Consider the following 12,565-nt stretch of genomic DNA (forward strand, 5'->3'; position numbering starts at 1 on the left):
GATTTCAGAGTTTTACTGGTGAGCTTTCTGCTCTACTAGTTGTAATTTCAGAGGAGGACTAAAATCCTCACTACGAACTTTGAAATTGTTGGTAGTAAGGACTTTAGTGCTAAAAAAATCTTTGTATAAATATCACAAGCTCACAGGAGAACAAAAAGCTGAACTAGTTAAAGCTTAAGCAGGGTTATTCACCTTACTCAACTTTGAGGGCTGAAACCGCTTACTACAAGCTTATTTTTTCTCAATATAGTTTTGCCACATTTGCTCGTAAGCCTTCTCCATCTCACAGGTGAATTGTTTTCCATTCCACAGTGGTGCTGTGTGTCGAGATGCTTTCAGTTTCATAGCCACTTGTTGGCGTAAAGCTTCATCTTTCCCCAAGCGCACACCCCACTCTACATACTCTTCATCAGTCCACGCAATACCTTCTGTGATACCAGCATTCATCATCATAGTGTAGCTATTTCGGGCAGCAAATTGCTGTCCAACTCTTGTTACTAAAGGAATACCCATCCAGAGTGTTTCTAAGGTTGTCGTCGCGCCGTTATAAGGATAAGTATCTAATACAACATCAGCAATGGCTAAATTTGCTCTATGGACAGACTCAGAGATATCCAACAGTAAAAATCGTAGACGTGAACACTCTACACCCTCTTCCTCTGCTAACTGCATAAAAAATTTCTGCACAGCTTCAGAGTCCGCTAACCCTTTAATCAAAAAATAGCTTTTAGGCACTTCCTTAATAATTCTCATTTGCAGCCGTGCTGTATTTGGGTGGCGCTTAAATCCTCGTTGAGCGCTGAGATAAACTACAGCATCACTAGGAATATCAAGATAGTCCCGCCGTAATGTTGGGACACCTACTTCAAAACCATCCACTGCTATATAGGTTTGGGGTAACCTCCAGATTTTTTCTGTATAGTATTCTTGAGCAGACTCTGGTAGAACATAAGGATCAGCAATAAAGTAATCAACAGCTGGTATTCCTGAAGCATCCCAACCTAACCATGTTGCTTGCACAGGCGCAGGTTTAAACGCCATAATTTCACAAGTAATATCTAAAGTAATGCTATCCAAATCGATTAAAATATCAATCTCATCTTCGTAAATTTTTTCTGCAATGTCCTCACTATAAATTCCACCTTGATAAGCTTGAGTAAATTGCTGAACATACCATTCTTGTAATGGATCGTCTACTTGTTTATAATTTATAAAATAGCCATAAATATCAAACTTTTCTCGGTTGTGATGTTGAATTAGCCACCGAGCTAACCAGCCAACTGAATGCTTAGATAAACAATGAGATAAATAGCCAATTTTTATTTGCTTTGTTTGTCTACCTAACTTTTGATGTCCATATCGCTGAACTTTTTCTCTCGCATACTCTTGCACATTAAGCTGGCAAAGTTGTACCAAGTTATTTTGAATTTTTCTATTTTGTTCTGGGACATCTCGCAAGTAAGGTGCATAATAATTGGCATTAAATAACCAGAGAACCGTAAATGATTCCATATTTGTAGGATGTTCTTCTATCAAAGACATCAGCAGAAATTCATGCTCTAGGAAAACTGCACAAGCTTCATTCCAATAAGCTGGTGCTTCCATTAATCCTCGTTGGATCAGGTGTTTGGCAAAAACTTGATCAGTTACAGTCTTTGATAGTGAGTAGCATAACTTAGCTACTTCTATTCCTTTAGAATAATTGTTATCTTTTAAATAAAAAGCAGCAAGATGACGTAAAAGCTCTATCTTTTCAGGTTCAAGGCGCAAACATAGTTCAGTCATTAATACTGCTACTTGAGGTTGCCGCATAGAATGGGCAATTTTGACTGCCGCTGGCAGCAAAATATTAATGAAAGGTTGAGGCTGAGTAACATGAGCTAGACAACACTCTGCAAACTCTAGAACAGAGGGATGTAAAGGATCATCATTGATGATGCTCTCCAATACTTGCAACAATAACTCAATATCTATAATTTTTTCTGACCGAATTAACTCAATTACCTCTAGAGAAGTTAATTCATCACCAGTAAAATTTTCTAGTTTAATAGATAGCTCAATTAAATACAGAAGATTATTCACATATTTAGGAGAAATTTCCCGTATATGTTGGCGAATTGCCCAAGCAACTGAATAATCTGCCAGTGTCTCTCTGCGTTCGGCTTCGATTTGCAGAACGTTTATCAATTCCACAGTCCATTGTTCAACTTGTTGGGCTTCTCCCTCCTCCATACCCAGCAGCCAAGTCATTTGCGCTTCTGCTTCTTGTCCCTGCAATAGCAACATTAATCCTAAGTTCCAGTAATGAGATTTCACTTCTGGTTCTGTTTCAATAGCTTGTTCATAACAGCTAGCAGCTTGAGTATAGTTACCTTTAATAAAATATTGCTGGGCTTGCTGTTCTGATGGAGTAATGACAGTAGGGATTTGGACAGAAGTCATAGTCAAGAATTTTCAGGATAGTACTAGTACTATTCCCAGAATTAAGAACAAAATTAAAGTGGGTAGCTTAGACTACCCACTGTTGTAAAGTTTGCAATTAGATATAGAACTCAAGTTGTTATTTAGAAGTCAACTCTGAAAAGCCTGTGTTACAACCAGGTTGCACTGGAGTACCTGATGAGTTTCCAGCTGTGCCATAACTTGCTACTTCAGCACTCCGGTCACCAACAGTATCAGACTGGCATAAAACGGCAAGAGTAGTTGCTTCACTGGTAGACAATACTATTGATTTAACAACAACACCCTTGTAGGATTTGAGCGTTCCTTTCAGAGATATACCATTGTTGGCAACCAGAGTAGTATTCCCATTAATAGCGTATGCATAATTTTCAGTTTGGGTTCTAATACCAAGACCTAATTTATCCATTACAGTGGTGAAATCACCATTTTCCAAAAGAAATGCTTGTTGAGCGCGGTTCATAGAACCAGTGTACTGTTTAGCTTCTGACTGCTTACCTTTGTTAGCTTGGTTGAGGAAAGAAGGCAAAGCGATCGCAGACAAAATACCAATGATGATAATTACTACTAATAGTTCAATGAGTGTAAAACCCTCATTTTCCTTCTTTTTGCCGAGGAGGTGTTGGAGAAACTTTGCTTTCAATTCGGTTTTCATAAGTGTTTTTCCTGGGGTAGGAAGCGCTTGTGTGTTCTAGATGTAACTTACCCACTCGTATTTGGTTTCATATCACCCCACCTAAAAAAACTTTTTCAACTATTCATCTGTGTTTTTATTTATATGGCGATCGCGTTAGATTATAGGCTGTTTTCCTTATGTATAAAGAGTTTTATCAGTTACAGATCCTCCAATATCGGTATTGTTCAGTTAAAAAAGCTATCTGTTGAAGCCATCTAGGGAGATAGGATTGATACTGGTTGCAGGTTATTAAAGATCACTTAACCCCTTTTGCAACTTCCGAAGACTCTATGGGACAGTTGACAGGGTGGAATGTACTATACATACTTGCTTATGAAAATACATGGAAATTGAGCAAGAGATGTCTATTTTTGTAAAGAGCCTTAAAGAAAAAGGTCTGCTTGACCAAATTCATATAACAGTATGCAATGTAGGATCTCGTAAATTATCATCAGAAGATGACTATGGTGCTGGTGCTTGGAATTTATTTGCTCCTAACCTGACTATTTACGGTTTTGATGCAGATGCAGATGCTTGTGAGGCTGCTGAAGCTGAACTGGAATTGAAACAAATAAATTGGACTGAAAAGCATATTCCTTTAGCACTTGGGAAGTCTGTAGAAGAGGCAACCCTTTATGTAACTAAGCATCCCATGTGTAGTTCCCTATATCCGCCAAACGAAGCATATACAGCCAGATTTAAGAATCTGCCGGAATTATGCAATTTGGATTTCACTATAGAAATTGAGACAACTACATTAGATACTTTTTGCAATGCCGAAGCAATAAATACAATAGATTTTTTACAAATTGATGTTCAAGGTGCAGAACTTCAAGTTTTAGAAGGAGCATTGGAGATTTTAAAACGTGGTGTGTTGGGAATTCAAGTAGAAGTTGAATTTTCACATTTATACGTAAATCAACCTTTATTTGCTGATGTAGATATTCTTTTAAGAGGACATGGTTTTACGTTATTCGATTTAGAAACTGCCTACCGTCATCGCGCTCGCTCACCAATCCCATCAACACGGCGTCGAGGGCAAATACTGTGGGGAGATGCTTATTATCTCCAAGATCCAATTAGAGAAAATGTTAATTTTCAGATTCAAGAACAGTCTAAAATTCTAAAACTAGCTTGTTTAGCTGATGTTCTAGGTTTTCCAGATTATACTTTAGAGTTACTAGAGCACCTAACAGTAAACTATGGCGATAATCCGAAATATAACTTTGCTCAATCCATTATAGAGAGCTTATCTAGTTTTCCAGACTTGATTAAATATGGATTAGATTCTCTACCTGTGGTAGCTAATATTCGTCCTTTTCTTAACATCTAGGGTCTTGATAAATTGATTAAACTCAACGAGACTGTCATCAGCCCCGCTGGTCTTCAAAATCCTTCTACTCGTTAGGATTATATAGAGGTTACAGTTGCGGATTGAGTATGAGCAGATGGAAGAGAGTTAGGATTGGCTTTCCAACATTACGTAACCAAAACTCTCCAGCCTCAGTAACAGCTGTTGCACCATCTCAAAAGCTTGCCCTTCATCTGTAGGCTTTAAGGTTATAGGATCTAAAGGTCTAAATTGTTTCCAGTGCTCTACCAAGAACTTCATCGGCTGGGGTTGTTCTAATAAAGGTATTAAGCAAAGTGCTAATGAGCTATCTATCCCAACAAATTCCTCAACTAGCGATAAATAGTCACTGATAGGAAATATTCTGAATTCCGTAATACAGGCTATGAGGTCTTCTTGGAAATTGCGAGTTTTTAACTGAGGATGCAGACTCACCTTTGCCAGTTGCCAATCAGAGTCAGCCCATTGTGAAACTGGTAGAAAAGTCTGTACTTGATTAGAATGACCGCACCAAAAGTCAATCAACCGATGAATAGGATTTATTAGTTCAAATAACTGTAGCCGCTCTTCTATAGAAATTTCTGGTAAACTCATGTCCAGAAAAGCAGGCAAATTATCTGGATCTTTAAATAAGTTTATTAAGTCCCACTGTCGCCAGTTAACCATGCTGATAAACTCTAGATCGGCTGCTTTCAAAGCCGTAAACATATCAGAAATCGTGTAACCTTTATCTCCTTGAAATAAGTAATTCATTAAAATTCCTTCTTTTCCATTCTCTCCTTCATACTTATTAGGATTCCATGTTCTAGCTTTGAGTTCGACATTATCTTTCAAAGCTTTCATTGTTTCTACTACAATTTCCATTTCTAAGTCTTGTGGATTTTCGTCCATCAAACCCATCATTGTAAAGACTTTCTGAGCGCGGAAATAAGGGAATCTCTGGATTGAGCTATGCAGATTGCTGCGAATTATCCCATTAGGCTTTAAAACAGATATCATTCCTTGCAAGGCAGCAGCTAAATCAGGAAAAAGATATAGAAGCTCATCACAATTAATATAGTCAAACTGGTAATCTAGCTTTGGCAATTCCTGAATTGGCAATACGTGAAACTCTGCATTGTAAAATCCATGATGTTCTAAGCGTTGCTGTGCTAATTTAATCGATTCTTCTGATATGTCAATCCCAACAATTTTTGCACCTGGATTAGCTTCTGCTAAGACTAATGATTTATAGCCAGTGCCACATCCAGCATCCAAAATTACTTTATCTTTGGTATCGATAACTTTTTGGTTTCTTAAATAGTAAGGTGTGACTAAGTTATGAATGTAAAGTAAATTAGGATTGTCTTTAGGAGATTTATCAAGAGGAACTCTGGGATAGGGAGAAGTGTCAAATTGCTGACGAATTTTATCTAGTAAATCAGATGCTGGACTGATCATTTAAATTACTCCTGTTAATAACTTTCTTCTGGTGCATTCCACCAGTACGCAAACTCATTTTTGAGTTTGACGCACATGCAAATATATCTCATGCTGCCTGAGATAGCGCCACACCCAAGCTTGAGTATTCCCAACTTATAGGGATTTCTCTCACAATATTTAAGAGTCAATTAGAACTGGATGAAGCGGGTTACATTGGTAACCATCAGATCTGGAACCAACTCCACAAAGTCTCGCTTGGTCTTCTTCAATCGGTCAGCGCGAACAAAAGACATCTCAGGCGATCGCAGGTTTATTTTTTCCGATCGCTTACCATCTGGCATAGCCAATCACAGTTTGTTATGCTATATTAAACGTAGTCGTTATGAGTTCGTATATTTTCATGACTAACCCGACAGTAGAAAACTTAGTAATTATCGGTTCAGGGCCAGCAGGGTACACAGCTGCCATCTATGCCGGACGCGCTAACCTGAAACCCGTTGTATTTGAAGGTTTCCAAGCCGGGGGATTACCTGGTGGGCAATTAATGACAACGACGGAAGTTGAGAACTTTCCAGGGTTTCCCCAAGGGATTACCGGGCCGGAACTGATGGATCAGATGAAGGCGCAAGCGGAGCGCTGGGGGGCTGAACTATATACTGAAGATGTTATATCAGTTGACTTGAGTCAGCGTCCATTTACAGTGCGATCGCAAGAAAGGGAAATAAAAACCAACAGCATCGTCATTGCTACTGGCGCAACAGCAAAGCGTTTGGGTTTACCCAGCGAACATGAATTTTGGAGTCGGGGTATTTCCGCTTGTGCAATTTGCGATGGTGCGACACCGATTTTTCATGGCGCAGAATTGGCTGTAATTGGTGCTGGCGACTCGGCGGCGGAAGAGTCAATTTACCTCACCAAGTATGGTTCCAAGGTGAATATGTTGGTACGCACCGATAAAATGCGGGCTTCTAAAGCGATGCAAGACCGCGTTTTGAGTAACCCGAAAATCCAAGTGCATTGGAACACAGAAGCCGTTGATATCTTTGGTAATGGTCACATGGAAGGGGTGAAAGTCCGCAATACCAAAACTGGTGAAGAGAGTCAACTGCACGCTAAGGGTTTATTCTACGCCGTTGGTCACAGTCCCAACACCTCTTTATTTAAAGGTCAGTTAGAACTGGATGAGGTAGGTTATGTTGTCACTAAGCCCGGTTCTGTAGAAACCAGTGTAGAGGGCGTTTTTGCTGCTGGCGACGTGCAAGATCATGAGTTTCGGCAAGCAATTACAGCTGCGGGTACTGGCTGTATGGCAGCGATGTTGGCAGAACGTTGGTTGTCATCCAGTGGCTTGATTCAAGAATTCCATCAACAGCCAGAAACAGCGGTTAATGAATTAGAACATCAGCCAGCCAAAAAGACTGAAGCCGAGGAAGAAGCTGGATTTAACTTGGATGCAACGCGCCATGAGGGAGGTTATGCTTTACGGAAATTGTTCCATGAAAGCGATCGCTTACTCCTTGTTAAGTACGTCTCTCCCGGCTGCGGCCCTTGTCATACCCTGAAGCCAATTTTAAATAAAGTGGTGGATGAATTTGACAGCAAAATTCATTTTGTAGAAATTGACATCGACAAAGACCGAGATATTGCTGAAAATGCTGGTGTGACAGGCACGCCAACGGTTCAATTGTTCAAAAACAAGGAACTGGTGAAGGAAGTCAAAGGTGTGAAGCAAAAAAGCGAGTACCGCCAGTTGATTGAAAGTAATTTGTAAGAGAATGAGGCATAGGGCATGGGGATGAGGGAGAAATAACCAATGCCCTATGCCCAATACTCAAATAAACTGAATAACGTCCTTTGGTACTCTACCCTTAAGGACAGCAGAAACTAAAACATTGGTGTCAATAACAACTTTTATTCACCGCGTTGATAAGCTTCAATTTCTGCTGATATTTCGGTTTCTGTAATATTTTGTACTCCGGGTAGCGACTGTGTTTTATCAAATAAATCTTTCAGCTTTTTACTGATTTCCGTTCTTGGATTATCCTCAGCTAATATAATTATTTCTACTCTCTGTCCTACCTGAAAAGGTAAATCAGATAATATTACTTGATTTGGATCTGTAATGGTGATGTATTTTTTGTAAGCGTTCATAATTCCTCCATTAGCTTGGCCTTTCTTTACCTGAAATCATTTACCTTTCTGGTAACACTTGGCTAGTAATTTATCTCCACCAAAAATAAGGCATAATCTCACCTCTAACTCAGCCTAGCTCTGTATCCACCACGAAACAGTTGACTTTTATTCACGATGTTTACGCAATATCCTATCTGATATGTAAAATGGTCAGCGTATCAAGCTTTGATCCAGGCGATCGCTTTATGGCCATTACAAAACGGCGACTACCGACATTTTTACAGTTTGGCAAAAGTCCAAATCTTTCCCAAAAACTCATGCTCATCGGGTTAGCCATTACCCTATTTTTCATTTTCCTGGCATTCTTCGCTCCTGTATTCCAGGCTTGGGGATGGCTACAAAACCCCAAAGATTTTCTCTCTAATCCAATTCACGAGCCACCCTCAGCTAAATATTGGTTTGGTACTAGTCGCCTGGGCTATGATGTGTTCTCCCGAACATTGTTCGGCGCTCAAGCTGCTTTGCAGGTGGTGATTTTGGCAACAGCGTTGAGTATGATTATCGGTGTGCCTTTGGGGATGCTGAGTGGTTATCTCGGCGGGAAATTGGATAAAGTGTTGCTGTTTATTATGGATAGCATCTACACCTTACCAGGGCTACTGCTGTCTGTGACACTGGCGTTTGTGGTGGGACGTGGGATATTAAATGCAGCGATCGCTATTAGCATTGCCTACATCCCCCAATATTACCGCGTTGTTCGCAACCACACGGTGAGTGTGAAAACTGAAGTCTTCATCGAAGCTGCTCAAGCAATGGGTGCTTCCACTTGGGTTGTGCTTTCTCGTTATCTATTTTTCAACGTCATTCAAAGCGTACCCGTCCTCTTCACACTCAACGCCGCTGATGCAATTTTGGTGTTGGGCGGTTTGGGCTTTTTGGGGCTAGGACTTCCCGAAGAAGTGCCAGAATGGGGACATGATTTAAAACAAGCCCTAGAAGCTTTACCTACTGGCATTTGGTGGACTACGCTTTTCCCTGGTTTAACCATGACATTTATGGTGGTAGGGTTATCACTACTTGGGGAGGGGTTAAATGAATTTGTCAATCCCCGATTACGGAGAGAAAATAGAATCCGGAAATAGTCAGTCAACAGTGGACACTTCTCAGTCAACGGGCTGATCATTGATAACTAGTAACTGATAACTGGTAATTGATAACTGGAGAGATTTGTGTGAAAGATAACCTGACGTTAATTGCCGCCGCTACTGGTGGGTTTATCCTTTCTGTTGCCCTTGCTGGTATCTTAAGAGGTGCTCCAGTTACAGCTTGGCAGGAGCAATCGAGTTTCCGCACCACGACTTTTGCGAATTTACAGAAATCGGAGTTGAAAGCTTTGCGTCTTCTCCCTGGGGAAGACGCAAAGCGAACAGATCGGGGATGAAAAGGACTCGCACCCAATAAAACAGAAAATTTAGAATTTTTTCGTGCTAAAACGCTAAGTACAGATTTGGCTAAAACTCTGATGAATTGAGCTTTAAAATTGAAACGCTCCAAGACACAGAAGTTTAATACGTGGCCATTTTATTGGCTACGAACTTGTGCAAAGCTGTACTACGATGCTTTTTAAGCCGAAAATTTGCGGCTTAGTCTGAGGATTGTAAAGTGGTGAGTTCTCAAGTAATTGGCATTGATGTGGGGGGAACAGCAATTAAGCTGGGGCGTTTTACACCCGATGGTACTTGTCTGCAATCTTTGACTGTGGCATCTCCCCAACCGACAACACCAGAGAACGTGCTGGCGGTAATCGTAGATGCGATCGCCCAAATCGATCCAGATAATCAAACTGTTGCTATTGGTGTTGGTACTCCTGGCCCATCCGATGCCGCAGGACGCGTTGCCAAAATCGCAATTAACTTGCCTGGATGGCGCGATGTGCCTTTAGCAGACTGGTTAGAAACCAAAACTGGCAAACCGACTGCGATCGCTAACGATGCTAATTGCGCGGGTTTGGGAGAAGCTTGGTTGGGAGCCGGTCGCCACTTTCAAAATCTGATTCTGCTAACTTTAGGAACTGGTGTTGGTGGTGCAATTATCCTCAATGGCAAACTATTTGTTGGACATCAAGGAGCCGCTGGGGAATTGGGTTTAATTTCATTCAACCCAAATGGGCCAGTTTGTAATAGTGGCAATCAAGGCTCTTTGGAACAATATGCCTGTGTGACTGCGATTCGCCGTCGCACTCTCAAGGAACCCATTGAATTAGGTGTTCTTGCCCAACAAGGAGATGCCGCGGCATTGACTTTCTGGGAAGAATATGGTAGAGATTTGGGAATTGGTTTGACGAGTTTGATTTATGTCCTCACACCGCAAGCGATCGTCATTGGTGGTGGTATAAGTGGCAGCTTTGAATTTTTCTTACCAGCAGTGAAGGCAGAAATTGAGAAGCGAGTGCAGCCTTTATCACGGGCGGGGTTACAAATATTGCCAGCGGAGTTAGGCAATTTTGCAGGGATAGTAGGTGCAGCAAGGTTGGCGTGGCAACACTATTCAGAATTTTAAATTAGAGTTCAAACAATCACAGCTAGAGACATCTGTCTTTACGAATTAGAAAAAAAATTTGGTTTAAAGGTTTCTACAGACACCAACTTACTGTCTTGTCTTCTCTACGTTCGCGTAGCGTGTCGGAGACAGAGGCTGCGCCAACACTTAGAGTGAGTTTTGTCTGCAATACGCTCTTGCGTTCGAGCGTCACCCAAGGGGTAAGAGCTTCAGCCCTTCCTATGAGACAATTTGATTAGTTTTACATTGCGTAACATAGTTTAATTTATTTTTGCCTAACTAATTAGCAATTCTGACTGATGGTGAGAAGTGAGTGAAAAGCAACTATCTAAACATGAATAAGCACTATCTGATGTCAGAAGAAGCGGTAAAGATATTTTTCTGGCAAAAATCATAGAAAATGAGTATGTTATTCAGAAACAAAGCCAGTCCAATGACTAAAGGCTTTAAGAATCAGCAAAGAGTCAAGCAAACTTTTACCGTAGTACTAATAAGAGCTAGCCATCGCTACGTACTCGTGGCATTGATACTCAGCTTGATAATTCTTGCCTGCATTAACATCTTAAAATCTAACCAATCTTCAGTCACCGAGTCTCCTATTAACAGTAAAGTCCTGAAGATTTGGTCGGATAAAGGTTATACTCTGGAAGAAGATGAAGCGCTCCAGCTGATCATTAGTAACTGGGAACAACAAAGCGGCAACAAAATTAAGCTTTCTTTCTATACTAACGATGAGTTGCCACAAAAGACTCAAAGGGCACTTCAGGCTGGTAATCCGCCTGATATCGTCATAAATAGCAGCGCTGAGAGGGAGCTGTATCCGCGTCTTGCCTGGGAAGGCAAACTGGCAGATGTCTCTGATGTAATTGAGCCAGTCAAAAGTCTTTATTCTGAAGGTGTACTGGAAGCCGTTCGTTTATATAATAACGTCGATAAAAAGCGGGGCTACTATGCAGTCCCAATTGATCAATTAACAATTCATGTCTTCTACTGGCGAGACCTACTAGAACAAGTAGGTCGAACTCAAAGCGATATCCCCAGAGAGTGGGATGCCTTTTGGGAGTTTTGGAAACAAGTGCAGAATGAGCTGCGGGCACAGCAAAAACAGAATATTTACGGGTTAGGCTTTCCTTTCTCCATTGGATCTACAGATACCTATTACTTGTTTGAGCAGATTTTAGAGGCATACAATGTCCAAATTTTAGACTCCAAGGGTCAACTTCTCCTCAATGATTCTAAGGTGCGTCAAGGTATTGTTGAGAGCTTAAAGTGGTATGCAAAATTTTTCCAGCAGGGCTACGTACCACCAGATGCAGTGAACTGGTTAAATCCAGACAATAATCGCAGCTTGCTCAATCGTGGCGTGGTTATGACGCCTAACTCCTCGCTCTCAATTCCTGCTGCTGTCCGCCAAGATCCTGACACCTATCGTAACAAGCTTGGTATCCTAGAATTTCCGAACAAACCCAATGGTAAACCGATGCGCTACTTAGTCTCGGTTAATGAAATAGTTTTGTTTGCCGAGTCTAAAAACCAGAAGGTAGCCAAGGACTTTCTCGCGTATTTAATTAAACCTGAGATAATAGGAAACTATCTCAAAGCTGCCGGAGGTAGGTATTTACCAGTAATGAAACCTGTTTGGAAAGACACCTTTTGGACAAATCCAGCAGATCCTCATCTTTCCACTGCAACTCAAACACTGACTAAAGGTCTAACTCGCCCATTTTATATTGTCCAAAACCCTGCTTACAGCCTAGTTTTAGAAGAGAATGTTTGGGGTAAGGCTCTCAATCGAATAGTTGTCAATAGCATATCTCCAGAAGAAGCAGCAGACACGGCAATTGAGCAGATAAAACAAATTTTTGACGAATGGCAGTGAGCTATATGTAATTTTAAAATCACCACCTTACTACTAAAATTACAATTTTCTTTTTAGATAACTCTACAAAAAAGATGATTTAATA

At 40.8% G+C, this 12,565-nt stretch carries 10 protein-coding genes and 1 pseudogene; 6 read left to right on the plus strand and 5 right to left on the minus strand.

Features of this window, described 5'->3' with window-relative positions; all coding sequences use genetic code 11:
- Nucleotides 1-231: 231 nt before the first annotated feature.
- Nucleotides 232-2,442 carry an O-linked N-acetylglucosamine transferase, SPINDLY family protein gene (locus RM347_RS04135; protein ID WP_322718991.1) on the minus strand — a complete coding sequence of 737 codons (2,211 nt, stop codon included), beginning with the start codon at nt 2,440-2,442 and terminating at the stop codon, nt 232-234.
- Between the two features lie 118 nt (nt 2,443-2,560).
- The gene (locus RM347_RS04140; protein WP_322718990.1) at nt 2,561-3,115 is read right to left on the minus strand and encodes a type IV pilin-like G/H family protein; all 555 of its coding nucleotides are present in this window, start codon (nt 3,113-3,115) and stop codon (nt 2,561-2,563) included.
- Nucleotides 3,116-3,479: 364 nt separating this feature from the next.
- On the opposite strand from RM347_RS04140, the gene RM347_RS04145 reads away from it, so the two are divergent.
- Complete coding sequence (locus RM347_RS04145; RefSeq protein ID WP_322718989.1) at nt 3,480-4,469, plus strand: FkbM family methyltransferase; 990 nt, start codon at nt 3,480-3,482, stop codon at nt 4,467-4,469.
- Nucleotides 4,470-4,595: 126 nt separating this feature from the next.
- Here RM347_RS04145 and RM347_RS04150 read toward each other — a convergent pair whose 3' ends face one another.
- Both RM347_RS04150 and RM347_RS04155 read right to left on the minus strand, forming a co-directional pair.
- Nucleotides 4,596-5,927 (minus strand): class I SAM-dependent methyltransferase, encoded by a 1,332-nt coding sequence (locus RM347_RS04150; RefSeq protein ID WP_322718988.1) that lies wholly within the window; start codon nt 5,925-5,927, stop codon nt 4,596-4,598.
- A 200-nt stretch (nt 5,928-6,127) separates the two neighbouring features.
- A pseudogene (locus RM347_RS04155) lies at nt 6,128-6,229 on the minus strand (Uma2 family endonuclease); the annotation flags it as partial.
- Nucleotides 6,230-6,309: 80 nt separating this feature from the next.
- On the opposite strand from RM347_RS04155, the gene trxB reads away from it, so the two are divergent.
- Nucleotides 6,310-7,680 carry a thioredoxin-disulfide reductase gene (gene trxB / locus RM347_RS04160; RefSeq protein WP_322718987.1) on the plus strand — a complete coding sequence of 457 codons (1,371 nt, stop codon included), beginning with the start codon at nt 6,310-6,312 and terminating at the stop codon, nt 7,678-7,680.
- 140 nt (nt 7,681-7,820) lie between these two features.
- Here trxB and RM347_RS04165 read toward each other — a convergent pair whose 3' ends face one another.
- The gene (locus tag RM347_RS04165; RefSeq protein WP_322718986.1) at nt 7,821-8,060 is read right to left on the minus strand and encodes a hypothetical protein; all 240 of its coding nucleotides are present in this window, start codon (nt 8,058-8,060) and stop codon (nt 7,821-7,823) included.
- Between the two features lie 227 nt (nt 8,061-8,287).
- On the opposite strand from RM347_RS04165, the gene RM347_RS04170 reads away from it, so the two are divergent.
- The 4 genes from RM347_RS04170 (at nt 8,288) to RM347_RS04185 (ending at nt 12,480) form a co-directional block, all read left to right on the plus strand.
- Nucleotides 8,288-9,184: an ABC transporter permease gene (locus RM347_RS04170; RefSeq protein WP_322719063.1), complete on the plus strand. Its 897-nt coding sequence runs from the start codon at nt 8,288-8,290 to the stop codon at nt 9,182-9,184.
- A gap of 89 nt (nt 9,185-9,273) precedes the next feature.
- A complete protein-coding gene (locus RM347_RS04175) occupies nt 9,274-9,483 on the plus strand; it encodes a hypothetical protein (RefSeq protein WP_322718985.1) in 210 nt (69 codons plus the stop codon).
- Between the two features lie 221 nt (nt 9,484-9,704).
- A complete protein-coding gene (locus tag RM347_RS04180; RefSeq protein ID WP_322718984.1) occupies nt 9,705-10,601 on the plus strand; it encodes an ROK family protein in 897 nt (298 codons plus the stop codon).
- A gap of 433 nt (nt 10,602-11,034) precedes the next feature.
- Complete coding sequence (locus RM347_RS04185) at nt 11,035-12,480, plus strand: sugar ABC transporter substrate-binding protein (protein ID WP_322718983.1); 1,446 nt, start codon at nt 11,035-11,037, stop codon at nt 12,478-12,480.
- Nucleotides 12,481-12,565: the final 85 nt, after the last annotated feature.

Source organism: Nostoc sp. ChiQUE02 (assembly GCF_034531305.2).
In the GTDB taxonomy this organism is placed as follows: domain Bacteria; phylum Cyanobacteriota; class Cyanobacteriia; order Cyanobacteriales; family Nostocaceae; genus Nostoc.

Coding starts and splice junctions, on each gene's coding strand:
- RM347_RS04165 (WP_322718986.1), bottom strand. CDS start 8,060: ATGAACGCTTACAAAAAATACATCACCATTACAGATCCAAATCAAGTA.
- RM347_RS04140 (WP_322718990.1), bottom strand. CDS start 3,115: ATGAAAACCGAATTGAAAGCAAAGTTTCTCCAACACCTCCTCGGCAAA.
- RM347_RS04145 (WP_322718989.1), top strand. CDS start 3,480: ATGGAAATTGAGCAAGAGATGTCTATTTTTGTAAAGAGCCTTAAAGAA.
- trxB (WP_322718987.1), top strand. CDS start 6,310: ATGACTAACCCGACAGTAGAAAACTTAGTAATTATCGGTTCAGGGCCA.
- RM347_RS04170 (WP_322719063.1), top strand. CDS start 8,288: ATGGCCATTACAAAACGGCGACTACCGACATTTTTACAGTTTGGCAAA.
- RM347_RS04185 (WP_322718983.1), top strand. CDS start 11,035: ATGACTAAAGGCTTTAAGAATCAGCAAAGAGTCAAGCAAACTTTTACC.
- RM347_RS04135 (WP_322718991.1), bottom strand. CDS start 2,442: ATGACTTCTGTCCAAATCCCTACTGTCATTACTCCATCAGAACAGCAA.
- RM347_RS04150 (WP_322718988.1), bottom strand. CDS start 5,927: ATGATCAGTCCAGCATCTGATTTACTAGATAAAATTCGTCAGCAATTT.